We start from the raw sequence: 13935 nt of genomic DNA, 5'->3' as shown, positions 1-13935 counted from the left end.
CCTTGTAGGAGCGGCCTTGTGTCGCGATGGAGGGCGAAGCCCTCCCGGCAATCGAACAGGTTTTTACTTGACGACCATCCCCACCCCACGCCCACGCGGATCAGAAGCGGTCTCCAGCTTACCCCCATCCACCCGAATCGCCTGGATATCGCCCATTTCCCAACCCTGGTCCTCCAGCACGTAGCCCATCTTCTTCAGCCCGTCAGCCACCGGCCCGGTCAACGGCGCATAGCTGTCGAAGTAAATGGTGTCCTTAGGCAGCAACTGATGGTGCACACGCTGCGCCGCCACCGCCTTGTCCAGCGGCATGCCGTAGTCGTACAGGTTGTTCATCACCTGGAAGATCGAGGTAAAGATCCGCGAACCACCCGGGGTACCGATCACCAGTTCGACCTTGCCATCACGGGTCATCAGGCTGGGGCTCATCGACGACAACATGCGCTTGCCCGGCTCGATCGCGTTGGCATCGCCACCGACCACGCCAAAAGCATTCGCCGCCCCCGGCTTGGCACTGAAGTCGTCCATTTCGTCATTCAGCAGGAAGCCCGCGCCCTTCACCACCACACCGCTGCCGTAGTCGAGGTTGAGGGTGTAGGTATTGCTGACCGCGTTGCCCTGCTTGTCGACGATCGAGAAATGCGTGGTCTGGTGCGGCTCCAGGCCCGGCTTGACCTTGTCGGTGTCGGAAATCGCCTTGGGGTTGACTTGCGCGGCGCGCTTGGCCAGGTAGTCCTTGGCTACCAACTTGTCCACGGGTACCTGGGTGAAGGCCGGGTCGCCGAGGTAGTCGGCGCGGTCGGCGAACACACGCTTCTCGATCTCGGCCAGCAAGTGGATGTACTGCGCCGAGTTGTGCGCTACCCCTTTGAAGTCGGCTGCGCGGTCTTCCTTGATGCCCAGCAACTGGGCCAGCGCCACACCGCCAGAGCTGGGTGGTGGCGCGGTGTACACCACGTTGCCACGCCAGCTGACGGCCATCGGCTCACGCCATACGGCCTTGTAGTCCTTCAGGTCTTCCTTGGTGATCAGGCCTTTGTCGGCCTGCATCTGCGCCACCAGCAAATCGGCAGTCTTGCCTTGGTAGAACTCGCTTACGCCCTTGTCGGCGATGCGCTCCAGGGTCTGGGCCATTTCCGGCTGCTTGAACAGCTCGCCAACCTTCATGTTGCCAAAGTAGTCGTTGAAGTTGGTCGCGGTCTTGAACATGCCCTGGGCATCGTTGCGGTACTGGTACTGCTTTTCGGCCACCTTGAAGCCGTTTTTCGCATAGCCGATGGCCGGGGTCAGCAGCTCGCTCCAGGGCAGCTTGCCGAACTTCTGGTGCGCTTCCCACAGGCCCATCACCGTGCCGGGCACGCCAGCGGCGCGCACGCCGACCAGGCTGAGGTTCTCGATCACTTCCCCCTTGTCGTCCAGGTACATGTTGCGCGTGGCGGCCTTGGGCGCCACTTCGCGGTAGTCGAGGAAGTACGGCTTGCCGTCGACGAACAGGGTCATGAAACCACCCCCGCCTATGTTGCCGGCCTCGGGGTAAGTCACCGCCAGGGTGAAGGCCGTGGCCACGGCCGCGTCTACCGCGTTGCCGCCCTTTTTCAGGATATCGGCGGCTACCTGTGCACCATATTGATCGGGGGCGGCCACCGCGCCACCTTCCAGATTGGCGGCGTAAACCGAGGAACAGCTCAGGATCGCGGCTGCGAGAGCCAGGTACTGGAACGGGACAATACGCATGACACTTCCTTGGTGTTGTTTTTGTTGAGCAGTCAGTAAGGCCGAAGCGCTTCGACTGTGCAATCAACAGCAGGAAGTTTCGCCGCCTGTGGGCAGGATCTGTCGCGTTCAGGCAACTCAGCAGGCGTACATCGCCAGCTTGCGCTGGATGAAATCGAGGAAGCACTGGATGCGCAGCGCCAACTGAGTGTTGCGGTAGTACACCGCATGGATCGGTTGGCGATAGCCATTGTTGGCTTCGCTCAACAGCACCTGCAGGCGCCCGGCGCGGATGTCCTCGTGGGTCATGAAGTGCGACAGGCTGACAATACCCTCACCGGCTAGCGCCAACTGACGCAAGGTTTCGCCGCTAGAGGCGATCAGCGCCGGGCGAATGCTCCAGCGGTCGCCCTGGGCATGGCGCAGCGGCCAGTGGTTGAGTGACTCGGGCTGGCTGAAGCCGAGCAGGCAGTGGCTGGCCAGGTCCTCGACGCGCTGTGGCGTGCCGTGCTGCTCCAGGTAGGCCGGGCTGGCCAGCACCTGCACCGGGCTGCAACCCAGGTTACGCGCATGCAGGCTGGAATCGGCCAGCTCACCGATGCGGATCGCCACGTCGGTGCTCTGTTCCAGCAGGTCGATGATCAGGTCGTCAGTGTTCAGTTCCAGCTCGATACCTGGGTACTGGCGGCGGAACTCGCCGATCCACGGCAAAATGGCATGCAGCATGAACGGCGCGGCGGCGTTGATGCGCAGGCGCCCGGTGGGGGTCTGGCGGTTCATCGACAGGCGCTCTTCCATCTCGTCCATCTGCTCGAGGATCAGCCGCGAGCGCTCAAGAAAGAACCGGCCCTCTTCGGTCAGGTCCATGCGCCGCGTGGTGCGGTTGACCAGCGTGGTACCGAGTTTGCCCTCCAGGCGCGACAGGGTGCGGCTGACGGCGGACGGGGTCTGGCCCATCTGCTCGGCGGCGGCGGAGATCGAGCCGCAGTCGATGACGGCGACGAATACCTGGAGTTCTTCGGATCGGGTTTTCACATCTGGGCCTTGGGTTAGACGCTGCAGAGATTAGATAGCTGCTTATTAAGGCCAAGTCCAGCGGTGCCTGTACGGGCCTATTCGCGGGTGAACCCGCTCCCACAGCCCGCTCCCACAGGTCCCCACACTCCTTGCTACCTGCGCAATACCTGTGGGAGCGGGTTTACCCGCGAAAGGCCGGAACAGGCAATACCTTATTGCGCCTTGCCAAACACCTTGTCCAGATGCGCCTCATAGGCCGCCAACGCAGCCGGCACATCCGGCCGCTTCATCACATCTGTCGCCAGGAACGTCGGCAGGCCCGTCATGCCAAGGAACTGGTTAGCCTTGTGGAAAGGGAAATACACCGCATCCACGCCTTTACCCTCGAAGAAGTCGCTCGGGTCATCAAACGCCTGCTGCGGCGCGTTCCAGGTCAGCGACAGCATGTACTGCTTGCCGTGCACCAGGCCACCGCTGCCGTACTTCTGCGAATGGTCCGAACGGGTACGGCCGTCGTTGGCATACAGGCTGCCGTGGCCTGCGGTGAAGACATCGTCAATGTACTTCTTTACCGTCCACGGCGCGCCCATCCACCAGCCGGGCATTTGATAGATCACGACATCGGCCCAGAGGAATTTTTCCACTTCTTCCTGGGCGTCGTAACCGCCATCGATAAAGGTCTGGCGCACATCGAAGCCAGCCCGGTCGAGATGGGCGATGGCGGCTTCATGCAGAGTCGCGTTAAGGCGACCATCGGAGTGAGCAAACTGTTTACCACCGTTGAGCAAAAGGATCTTCTTCATGCGAGCCTCGCGGAAAAATTCAGGTCGGCAGGTTAGTGGCTCGCGGGCACGGGATACAGCAGGGGCGGGGCAAAATACAATTGACCTGAAGTCACGAATACAGACCTCATTATTGCCGTAGAATCTGTTCATCTCCCCTCAACGAGTAGCGCCCCATGAGTGAGCAGTTCGCCTTCATCCTCAAAGCCAAGACCCGCCCGGACATGGCTGATGCGTTCGAAACCCTGTTCCGCCCCTATGTCGAGCCAAGCCGCCAGGAACCAGGCTGCATCGAGTACCACATGCTGCGCGACAAGGAAGACCCAAGCCTGTTCGTGTTCTTCGAGGTGTGGGCCGACCAGGCCGCGCTGGACATGCACTCGGCCCTGCCGCACATGACCGCGTTCTTTGAAAAACGCATGGATTACCTGGAGCGCGATTTCGATATCCAGCGGGTCGACATGCTCAGCGCTTCGTCTGCTAACCGTTGATCAGCAGATGGCCGCCGAGGGCGGCCAGGCCGATGAAGAAGCAACGCTTGAACAGCTGCGCGCTGATACGCTGACGCAGCCACTGACCGGCCAGCATGCCGAGCAGGGCCGGCACCAGCATCAGCAGCGATGCGCCCAGTGCCTGGCCACCCAGGGCAGCCTGCCCGGCCAGGCCCACGGCCAAGGCCAGGGTCGAGACAGTGAATGACAGGCCCAAGGCCTGGATCATCTGCTCCTGGCTCAGGCCCAGGCTCTGCAGGTAGGGCACTGCAGGCATCACGAACACCCCGGTTGCCGCGGTGATCACGCCGGTGACCAGCCCGCAGAGCGGCCCCAGCCAGCGCTCATGCCGCGCCGCCAGGTGCAACCCCGGGCCGACCAGCCCATAAAGCGCATACACCAACAAGGCTGCACCCAGTGCGTGCACGGCCCATCGGCCACTGTTGATCCCCAGCCAGGCGCTACCTAGCAAAGTGCCGACGAAGATCAGCGCCAGCATCGGCCCCAAGCGACTCAACAAGCCCCGCAGGTGCGCGCCGCTGGCCAGCTGCCACAGGTTGGTCAGCGTTGAAGGCACAATCAGCAACGCCGCAGCCTGCGCCGGCGACATAGCCAGGCCCAGCAGGCCCATGGCGATGGTCGGCAGGCCGAGGCCGATCACGCCTTTCACCGCGCCAGCCAGCAGAAAGGTGATTACCACCAGCACAGTCAGTGCCGGGCCTATGTTCTGGTAGAAAGAGAGGAAGGTAGTCATAGGCCGATGATGACGGCTGCCGGGTGCGGTGAAAATCTGCCATATACTCAGTCAGACTCTTGCACAGGCAGAGCCACATGCAATTCGACCTGATTGACCTCAAGCTGTTCCAGCACACCCTGGAGTGCGGCAACATCACGGCCGGTGCCAGCCGCAGCCACCTGTCACTGCCGGCCGCCAGTGCGCGCATCCGCGCCATGGAAGCCTCGCTGGGTATTCCCTTGCTGGAGCGTAACCGCCGTGGCGTACAACCCACCCCGGCCGGCCAGGCGCTGTTGCAGCATGCGCGGCTGATTGCACAGCAGGTCGAGCGCCTGCAGTTCGACCTGGGCCAGTACGCGCACGGGCAACATGGCCAGGTGCGGCTGCTGTGCAATACCGCAGCGCTCACCGAATACCTGCCCGAACTGCTGGCCAGCTACCTGGCGCAGAACCCGGGGGTAAGCGTGGACGTGCAGGAGCTGCCGAGCTTGCGCATCGTGCAGGCGATTACCCAAGGCATGGCCGACCTGGGCATCGTTTCGACCGCCGCCCCCAGCGAGCACCTGCAGACCCGGCCATTTCGCGACGACCCGCTGGTGCTGGTGACGCCGCTGGGCCACCCGCTTGCCAGTGCGGCCGCGCCCAGCTTCATCGACAGTTTGAGCCATGGTCATGTCGGCCTGGGTGCCGGCAGTGCGCTGGCGTTGTATTTGGAAGAACAGGCACTGCGCGAAGGGCGCCGCATGCAAGTACGGGTGCGGGCCGAGGGTTTCGATGGGGTGATCCGTATGGTCGCCGGCGGGGCTGGGGTCGGGGTGGTGCCGCTGGCTGCGGTGCAGCGCTGGCAGGGCGTGCTGCCGTTGCACTGGGTGATGCTTGAAGAGGCATGGGCCAAGCGCAAGTTGCTGCTGTGCGCGCGGGATTTTGCGGCCCTGCCGGGTTATGCCGCAGCATTGGTTGAAAAATTGGTGGAAGCCTGAGGTGCATTCACGGGTTAACCCCATCTCTGTGGGAGCCGCGCTTGCCGGCGATGGGCTGCGAAGCAGCCCCAATGCAGGCGACACCCTTCTGACGAATTGTGATTGACTTGTAACTTTGGGGCCGCTGCGCAGCCCATCGCCGGCAAGCGCGGCTCCCACACCGGGCACAGTCCCATTCGCGACAGCGCAGCCCGGAGAGGCTGGATGATCGCCCACAGAAGACCGATGCTTCCAGGGTTGACGCTAAACCTGTGGGAGCGGGTTTACCCGCGAAGCATGCTGACACACAATAGCGCCCTGTCGCACCACGAAAAAGGATTTTCCAGTGGCATCCATCTACCAGCTGAAACCACGCTTCCAGGCCCTGCTGCGCCCGACCGTACAGCGCCTTTACGACCGTGGCGTCACCGCCAACCAGGTTACCGTCGCTGCCGCTGTGGTGTCGCTGCTGCTAGGCATGCTTCTGGTAGCCCTGCCCCACATCCCCTCGCTGTTCATGCTGGTGCCGCTGTGGATGCTGCTGCGCATGGCACTGAACGCTGTCGACGGCATGTTGGCCCGGGAGTTCGACCAGCAGTCCACCCTTGGCGCCTACCTCAACGAGCTGTGCGACGTGATCGCCGATGCCGCCCTTTACCTGCCCTTCGCCTTGCTGCCTGGTGTGTCACCGGCACTGGTGGTGCTGGTCGTCCTGTGCGCTACCTTCAGCGAATATGCCGGGGTCATGGGGCCACTGGCCGGCGCCTCACGCCGCTACGACGGGCCCATGGGCAAGAGCGACCGGGCGTTTGCCTTCGGCGTGCTGGGCGCCGGCGTCGCCTTTGGCCTGCTCGATGGCAGCTGGGTCAACGGCCTGTTGCTGGTCATCCTCGTGCTCTCGCTCTATACCCTCTACAACCGGGTTCGCCATGGGCTGGCCGAAACCCGCTGAGCCACCTGCCGCTGCAAAAGGATGTTGACCATGCGTCAAGCGCAAGCGCTGCACTTCTCCACCCATGACGGTGTCGAGTTGCACTACCGTCATTGGCCTGCCACCCGCAATGAACACCAACCACGCCGAGCGGTGGTGATGTTCCACCGCGGCCACGAACACGGCGGGCGCATGGCCCACCTGGCCGACGAGCTGGACATGCCGGGCTACGACTTTTTCGCCTGGGATGCTCGCGGCCACGGCCAGTCGCCAGGCGCCCGCGGCGACAGCCCGGGGTTTGCCACCAGCGTTCGCGATGTTCAAACCTTCATTGCACACATACAAACCCACCACGGCATTGCAGAGCAGGACCTGGTGGTGCTGGCACAGAGCGTGGGGGCCGTGCTGGTCGCTACCTGGGCCCATGACTACGCACCCAAGGTGCGTTGCCTGGTACTGGCCTCGCCGGCGTTCAAGGTCAAGTTGTACGTACCGTTCGCTCGCCCCGGCCTGAGGCTGCTCAAGGCCTTGCGCGGGAACTTCTTCGTCAACAGTTACGTCAAGCCGCGCCTGCTCACCCACGACCCCGAACGGGTCATGTCCTATGTGGCCGACCCACTGATCAGCCGGCCCATTTCGGTGACCATGCTGCTGGGCCTCTACGAAGCCGCCGACCGGGTGGTGGCGGATGCCCAGGCCATCCAGGTACCCACGCAGTTGCTGGTATCCGGTGCCGACCTGGTGGTCGAGCGCCAGCCACAGGAACGCTTCTTCGAACGCCTGGGCAGTACGCGCAAGGAAATGCACATTCTGCCGGGCTTTTTCCATGACACTCTGGGTGAGCGTGGCAGGGCTCATGTTCAGCGGCGCATTGAACGCTTTGTCGAGCACTGCTTCGCCAGCCCAGCCGCAGTACCGTCGCTGCTCGATGCCGACAAGACCGGCGCCAACTGCGCCGAAGCAGAAAGCCTGGCCGCGCCGCTGCCGCGCAACTCACCGCGTGACCTGTACTGGCGCGCCACCCGCGCCAGCCTGCGCCTGGGCAAGGGCCTGTCCGAGGGCGTTAAGCTCGGCTTCGACACCGGTTTCGATTCGGGCAGCACCCTGGACTACGTGTACCGCAACCAACCCACCGGCAAGGGCAAGCTGGGCCGCCTGGTCGACCAGAATTACCTCGGCGCCATTGGCTGGCGCGGTATCCGCCAGCGCAAGCTGCATGTCGAAGAACTGCTGCGCCTGGCGATCGCCCGCCTGCGTGAACAACAGCGTCCGGTCCATATCGTCGACATCGCCGCCGGCCATGGCCGCTACATTCTCGAAGCCCTGCAGGAACTGCAGCAACTGCCGGACTCGATCCTGCTGCGCGACTACAGCGAGCTGAACGTGCAGCAAGGCAGTGCGTTGATTGCCGAAAAAGGCCTGGCCAACATCGCCCGTTTCATTCAAGGCGATGCCTTCGACCGGCAGAGCCTGGCCACGCTGGATCAGCCACCGACCTTGGCCGTGGTCTCGGGCCTTTACGAGCTGTTCCCGAGCAACCAGCTGGTGGGCAATTCTCTGGCGGGCCTTGCCGATGCCATGGAGGACGGCGGCTATCTGGTCTACACCGGCCAGCCGTGGCACCCGCAACTGGAAATGATCGCCCGCGCCCTTACCAGCCATCGCGGCGGCGAGGCGTGGGTAATGCGCCGCCGCAGCCAGGCCGAAATGGACCAGTTGGTGGAAGCGGCGGGCTTCCGCAAACTGGCCCAGCGCATCGATGAATGGGGCATCTTCAGCGTTAGCCTGGCACAACGGGTGCGCTGAATGGGCCTGGCACGTGAACCCGGGCTGATCCGCCGCGGTGTGTTCTGGCTGCTGTTGCTCGGGCCATTGTTTTTCCTCAGCTACGGGCTGGCCAACAACCATACGGCCGGGCGCATGGATGTCGGCAGCCTGGTGTTCGGCTGGGAGCAGGGCATGCCGCTATGGCCCTGGACGATCATTCCGTATTGGTCGATTGACCTGCTCTACGGGTTGTCCTTCCTGCTGCCGCGCACGCGCCAGGAAATGGACCGGCACGCGCTGGCGCTGCTCAGCGCTCAACTGATCAGCGTGACCTGCTTCCTGCTCTGGCCGCTGCGCTTCACCTTCGAGCGGCCTGAACTGGGTGGGCTGTTCGGCTGGTTGTTCGATGTGCTGATGGGTTTCGACAAACCCTTCAACCAGGCGCCTTCGCTGCATATTGCGCTGCTTGTGATCATCTGGACGATGTTTGCGCGGCATGTACGACACCCTGCCTGGCGTTGGCTGACGCATGGCTGGATGGCACTGATCGGGGTGTCAGTGCTGACCACCTCGCAGCACCATTTCATCGACGTGCCAACAGGGGCATTGGCGGGGTTTGCCTGTGTCTGGCTGTGGCCGCACGAGGGGCGGTTACCTTGGCAACAGGCTCGTCTTGCAGGTGATGCCAAACGTTGGTGGGTGGCGTTGTGCTATGCCGTGGGCGCCCTGTTGTGCACAGTGCCTGCCATTGCGTTGAGCGGTGCCTGGCTGTGGCTGGCCTGGCCGGCCGTATCGCTGGCTTTGGTGGCGCTGAATTATGCTGTGTTTGGCCCAGGCGGGTTTCAGAAAGGCACCGACGGGCGCTTGTCGCCTGCGGCCTGCTGGTTGCTGGCGCCGTACCTGCTGGGAGCGTGGGCCAATTCGCGGTTGTGGACCAGGCACCAGCCGCAGGCGAATGAAGTGTGCGATGGCGTTTATCTGGGGCGGCTTCCCGGGTACGGCGACGGCGCGCAATTCGCTGCGGTTGTCGATTTGTGTGCAGAGCTGCCGTGCCATTTTCAGGACAGCACGGACCTTTGTAGGAGCGGCCTTGTGTCGCGAAAGGGCTGCACAGCAGCCCCGGCGATCTCTGCAGCGAAGCTGAAAATCTGGGGCCGCTTCGCGCCCCTTTCGCGACACAAGGCCGCTCCTACACCGATTGCGTCAGCGGTTGGATACCAGTGTTTTCCTGCCTTGGACCTGATAGCGCCAGAGACTAACCTGCTGCACCAGGCAGCCAACGCCATCCAACACCTGCGCGCCCAAGGCCCGGTCCTGGTCTGCTGCGCCCTGGGTTATTCGCGCAGCGCCAGCGCCGTGGCTGCCTGGCTAATGCTCACAGGCCGCTGCAGCAATGCCCCACAGGCCGAAGCGCTGATCCGCAAGGCTCGCCCTGGTGTCGTTCTGCACCGCGCACACCGCCTGGCCCTGCAACAGCTTGGAGCACAGCCATGAACCTGTTCGTGGTTGCCACATTGCTGGGCCGTGGCAAACAGCTGGAACGCCTTTCAGACGGCCTGACCCTGCTGGCCCTGGCCTACGGCCTGGCGCCTTTGCTGGGCGCACCGCTGCAACCGCTGGCTAGCCTGCTGTGCTGCGTGCTGTTGATGCTTGGCGTGCTGCACAAGTACTGGGCCATCCGCGTGGCTGTGGATGCCGAACTGTTTGCCCGCCTCGCCGATAGCAGCGACCTGGCAGCAGACACCCTGGCCCTGGACCGTGCCCTGTTCGAACTGAAACTCAAGCCACAGGCCGCAGACGCCCGAGCCTGGCCCGCCCGCAGCCAGGCCGCGCTCGGCCTGTTGCGCCGCCAGGCAGTTTGCCTGGGCCTGCAACTGACGCTGGCCCTGGCTACCCTGCTGATGCTGCCTTTGAAGGGATGACTACTAAACCATGCTCGCCAACCTCACGGCCTACCTCATCACCTCCGCCGCCCGCCTGGTCACCGGCGCCCGCGCCCTGTGGCTGGGTTGCACGCCGTTGCCAGTGCAACGCCTGTATTTTGCCAACCACAGCAGCCACGGCGACTTCGTGCTGCTGTGGGCCTCACTGCCACAACCACTGCGCAGGCGCACCCGCCCGGTGGCCGGCGCCGACTACTGGGCCAAACCGGGCATCCGCAACTTTCTCATTCGCAAGGTCTTCAATGGCGTACTGATCGACCGGCAACGCAGCGAAGGCCAAGGCAGCCCGCTGCAGCCGATCCTCGACGCGGTCAGCCAGGGCGACTCGCTGATCTTCTTTCCGGAAGGTACGCGCAACCTGGGCGACGAGCCGTTGATGCCGTTCAGGAGCGGGTTGTATCACCTGGCGGCGGCCAACCCGAAAGTCGAACTGGTGCCCGTATGGATCGCCAACCTCAACCGGGTGATGCCAAAAGGCCGCGCCCTGCCCTTGCCGTTGCTTTGCACGTTGAGCTTTGGTGAGCCCCTGCACCTGCAAGCCGATGAAAGCAAACAGGCGTTTCTCGAGCGGGCCAGCCAGGCCCTGCTGAACCTGGCCCCGAAGGATGCCTGACATGGACGACAATACCCTTTCCCTTTTTGCCGGCATCGGCGCCTTGCTACTGCTCGCCAGCGTGATCGGCCGCTTGCTCAAGTGGCGCGCCGGGTCGGCACCGCACGCGGTAATCGACAACCTCAACGCCCGCATCAATGCCTGGTGGGTAATGGTGCTGGTGATCGGAATCGCATTTCTGTTCGGCAAGTACGGCGTGATCGTGCTGTTCTATGGCGTGTCGTTCTACGCCTTGCGTGAATTCATGACCCTCACGCCGACCCGGCGCAGCGACTACCCGGCACTGGTGGCTGCCTTCTATGTGGCGCTACCCGTGCAGTACGTGCTGATCGCCATGGACTGGTACGGCCTGTTCAGCATCTTCATTCCGGTGTACCTGTTCCTGTTGCTACCCATTCTGGCCAGCTTCGGCGGTGATACGACACGTTTTCTCGAACGTGCCTCGAAAGTGCAGTGGGGCTTGATGATCGCGGTCTACTGCGTGTCGTCGGTACCAGCCTTGATGACCCTGGATATCCCGGGTTATGAAGGCCGCAACCTGCTGCTGATCGCCTGGTTGATCCTGGTGGTGCAGATCAGCGATGTGTTGCAGTACGTATGCGGCAAGCTGTTCGGCAAACATAAGGTAGCGCCCAACCTGTCCCCCTCCAAGACCGTCGAAGGCCTGGCCGGCGGCGTGGCGCTGGCCACGCTGATCGGCGCCATGCTGTGCTGGATCACCCCGTTCAGCTTCTGGCAGGCCGCGCTGATGGCGCTGGCGGTGAACGCCATGGGCTTCTTCGGCGGGCTGGTGATGTCGGCAATCAAGCGTGACCGTGGGGTGAAGGACTGGGGGCACATGATCGAAGGCCACGGCGGCATGCTCGACCGCATGGATTCGGTGTGCTTTGCCGCACCGGTGTTTTTCCACTTTGTGCGGTACTGGTGGGCATAGCTATACCCCCAGGGGGTATACCCGCCTTTTGTAGGAGCGGCCTTGTGTCGCGATAGGGGCGTGAAGCGGCCCAAGATTTTCAGCTTCGCCGCAGATATCGCCGGGGCTGCTGCGCAGCCCTATCGCGACACAAGGCCGCTCCTACAACGGAACGCGCCACTGCCGCGCAATCACTTGAGGTAAGAGCGCAACAACGCCGCCACCTTGTCCGCCTCGTCCTGCCGTTCCTCGGCACTCAGCCCGTCCGCCACCAGGTGTTCGCGGATATGCCCTTCCATCACTTCGGCCATCAGCCCGTTCACCGCGCCGCGCACGGCGGCAATCTGCTGCAGGATCGCCAGGCAATCCTTGTCATGCTCCAGTGCCGTCTCCAGGGCGGCGGCCTGGCCTTTGATCTTGCGCACCCGGGTCAGCAGCTGCTTCTTGCTCTTCAGGGTATGTGCCATTGGATTTCACACCACGCTAGGTATACTGGGGTATAGTATATTTCTCGACGTTCCGGGAGCATGATAAACCATGGCGACACAAACCTCAGACCGCTGGCAGCACAGCCATCAGTTCCACACCAGCAACCTGGGCGCCGAGCGCAAGACGCGGCTGGCGGTGTGGTTGACCGCCGTGATGATGGTGGCGGAAATTGCCGGGGGCTGGTTCTTCAACTCCATGGCCTTGCTGGCCGATGGCTGGCACATGAGCTCTCATGCCCTGGCCCTGGGTTTGTCGCTGCTGGCTTACGCTGCCGCAAGGCGCTATGCCGCTGATCGACGCTTTGCCTTCGGCACCTGGAAGATCGAGATTCTCGGCGGCTACTCCAGCGCCCTGCTGTTGCTCGGTGTGGCCGGGCTTATGGTGTTCCAGTCCGTGGAACGGCTGCTGTCACCGGGGCCGATCCACTACGACGAGGCGATCCTCATCGCCGGGGTAGGCCTTGCCGTCAACCTGACCTGCGCCTGGCTGCTACGGGATGACCACCATCATCATGATCATGATGATCACCACCCTGGCCACGACCATCATCATGACCACGGCCATCACCACCACGACCTGAACCTGCGCTCGGCCTACCTGCATGTGATGGCCGACGCCGCCACCTCGGTGCTGGCAATCGTCGCCTTGCTGGCCGGCAAGTTCTGGGGCGCCAGCTGGCTCGACCCGGTCATGGGCCTGGTCGGTGCACTGCTGGTGGCGCTGTGGGCTCGCGGCCTGCTGCGCGATACCGGGCGGGTACTGCTGGACGCCGAGATGGACGCCCCGGTGGTGGAAGAGATCCGTGAAGTGGTGGCGCAACTGCCGGTCGCGGCCAGCATCACCGACCTGCATGTGTGGCGCGTGGGCAAGGACCAATACGCCTGCATTCTCGGGCTGGCCAGTCAAAGCGCTCTCAGCCCCGACAGCGTTCGCCAAGCCCTGGGTGTGCACCAAGAGCTGGCGCACATCACTGTCGAGGTAAACCGCCTGGCATAGCGCGGGCAGGCAGCTGGACGTCGAGCCCAGGCAACTGCAGCCCGGCATATGGCCCTATGGTGACGAGTCATTCAGCCAGTCACCAGGAGTTGTGCCATGTCCGATTTCATCACCGTCCTGCGCGAAACCTGCCCGACGCCGGTCGTGGACGCCACCAAGTGGAAGCGCATCGGCGGCGATCCGCACACCGTCAACCTCAACGCCTACCTGTCGGCCGACGGCAGCAAGATCATGGGCACCTGGATCTGCACCCCGGGCAAATTCGAGGTCAACTATGACAAGTGGGAGTTCTGCCACTTCCTCGATGGCTACTGCATCATCACCCCGGAAGGCGAAGAGCCTAAGCACCTGAAAGCCGGCGATGTGTTCGTGATCGAGCCGGGGATGAAAGGTACCTGGGAAGTGGTCGAGACGGTGCGCAAGTATTTCGTCTTTGCCTGATCCCACTGCTCACATAGCTTGTTGTAGGAGATCACCCAGCCCTTCCGGGCTACGCTGTCTCGCAGAGAACAATGGCCATTGTGGGAGCGGGCTTGTCCCGCGAAGCAGGCAACGCGGTGTCTGGCACCGGCTTTGCCGGTGTTCGCG

The 13935-nt window shown here is 63.2% G+C and carries 15 protein-coding genes; 10 read left to right on the top strand and 5 right to left on the bottom strand.

Going from position 1 to position 13935, the window contains the following annotated elements:
* Positions 1–63: 63 nt before the first annotated feature.
* From ggt to ACI2KG_RS25605, 3 genes are all read right to left on the bottom strand, one after another.
* Positions 64–1731 (bottom strand): gamma-glutamyltransferase, encoded by a 1668-nt coding sequence (gene ggt / locus ACI2KG_RS25615; RefSeq protein WP_404663775.1) that lies wholly within the window; start codon positions 1729–1731, stop codon positions 64–66.
* Positions 1732–1848: 117 nt separating this feature from the next.
* Positions 1849–2745, bottom strand: a complete 897-nt coding sequence (locus ACI2KG_RS25610) for a LysR family transcriptional regulator (RefSeq protein WP_404663774.1) — start codon at positions 2743–2745, stop codon at positions 1849–1851.
* 194 nt (positions 2746–2939) lie between these two features.
* Positions 2940–3530, bottom strand: coding sequence for an NAD(P)H-dependent oxidoreductase (locus ACI2KG_RS25605; protein ID WP_404663773.1), 591 nt, complete (start codon positions 3528–3530; stop codon positions 2940–2942).
* A gap of 155 nt (positions 3531–3685) precedes the next feature.
* On the opposite strand from ACI2KG_RS25605, the gene ACI2KG_RS25600 reads away from it, so the two are divergent.
* Entirely contained in the window at positions 3686–4000 is a 315-nt protein-coding gene (locus ACI2KG_RS25600; RefSeq protein ID WP_404663772.1) for a putative quinol monooxygenase, read from the top strand.
* Here the strand turns inward: ACI2KG_RS25600 and ACI2KG_RS25595 are convergent.
* On the bottom strand, positions 3990–4754 hold the full coding sequence (locus ACI2KG_RS25595; protein WP_404663771.1) for a sulfite exporter TauE/SafE family protein: 765 nt from the start codon (positions 4752–4754) through the stop codon (positions 3990–3992). The genes ACI2KG_RS25600 and ACI2KG_RS25595 overlap by 11 nt on opposite strands.
* Before the next feature lie 77 nt (positions 4755–4831).
* On the opposite strand from ACI2KG_RS25595, the gene ACI2KG_RS25590 reads away from it, so the two are divergent.
* The 7 genes from ACI2KG_RS25590 (at position 4832) to ACI2KG_RS25560 (ending at position 11883) form a co-directional block, all read left to right on the top strand.
* Positions 4832–5716, top strand: a complete 885-nt coding sequence (locus ACI2KG_RS25590; protein WP_404663770.1) for a LysR substrate-binding domain-containing protein — start codon at positions 4832–4834, stop codon at positions 5714–5716.
* A gap of 325 nt (positions 5717–6041) precedes the next feature.
* A complete protein-coding gene (locus ACI2KG_RS25585) occupies positions 6042–6647 on the top strand; it encodes a CDP-alcohol phosphatidyltransferase family protein (RefSeq protein WP_404663769.1) in 606 nt (201 codons plus the stop codon).
* A 30-nt stretch (positions 6648–6677) separates the two neighbouring features.
* Complete coding sequence (locus ACI2KG_RS25580; RefSeq protein ID WP_404663768.1) at positions 6678–8432, top strand: bifunctional alpha/beta hydrolase/class I SAM-dependent methyltransferase; 1755 nt, start codon at positions 6678–6680, stop codon at positions 8430–8432.
* A complete protein-coding gene (locus tag ACI2KG_RS25575) occupies positions 8433–9887 on the top strand; it encodes a phosphatase PAP2/dual specificity phosphatase family protein (protein WP_404663767.1) in 1455 nt (484 codons plus the stop codon).
* Positions 9884–10315: a hypothetical protein gene (locus ACI2KG_RS25570; protein ID WP_404663766.1), complete on the top strand. Its 432-nt coding sequence runs from the start codon at positions 9884–9886 to the stop codon at positions 10313–10315. Before ACI2KG_RS25575 ends, ACI2KG_RS25570 begins: the two co-directional genes overlap by 4 nt.
* A gap of 10 nt (positions 10316–10325) precedes the next feature.
* On the top strand, positions 10326–10949 hold the full coding sequence (locus ACI2KG_RS25565; RefSeq protein WP_404663765.1) for a lysophospholipid acyltransferase family protein: 624 nt from the start codon (positions 10326–10328) through the stop codon (positions 10947–10949).
* Position 10950: 1 nt separating this feature from the next.
* Complete coding sequence (locus ACI2KG_RS25560) at positions 10951–11883, top strand: phosphatidate cytidylyltransferase (protein ID WP_404663764.1); 933 nt, start codon at positions 10951–10953, stop codon at positions 11881–11883.
* Positions 11884–12053: 170 nt separating this feature from the next.
* Here ACI2KG_RS25560 and ACI2KG_RS25555 read toward each other — a convergent pair whose 3' ends face one another.
* On the bottom strand, positions 12054–12329 hold the full coding sequence (locus ACI2KG_RS25555; protein WP_400614182.1) for a metal/formaldehyde-sensitive transcriptional repressor: 276 nt from the start codon (positions 12327–12329) through the stop codon (positions 12054–12056).
* A 70-nt stretch (positions 12330–12399) separates the two neighbouring features.
* Between ACI2KG_RS25555 and dmeF the strand changes: the two genes are divergently transcribed.
* Complete coding sequence (dmeF, locus tag ACI2KG_RS25550; protein ID WP_404663763.1) at positions 12400–13347, top strand: CDF family Co(II)/Ni(II) efflux transporter DmeF; 948 nt, start codon at positions 12400–12402, stop codon at positions 13345–13347.
* Between the two features lie 96 nt (positions 13348–13443).
* Complete coding sequence (locus ACI2KG_RS25545; protein WP_003251579.1) at positions 13444–13788, top strand: cupin domain-containing protein; 345 nt, start codon at positions 13444–13446, stop codon at positions 13786–13788.
* Positions 13789–13935 lie beyond the last annotated feature (147 nt).

This window comes from Pseudomonas sp. NPDC089407 (assembly GCF_044900445.1).
Lineage (GTDB): Bacteria > Pseudomonadota > Gammaproteobacteria > Pseudomonadales > Pseudomonadaceae > Aquipseudomonas.
This window is presented reverse-complemented; position numbering and strand designations above follow the sequence as displayed.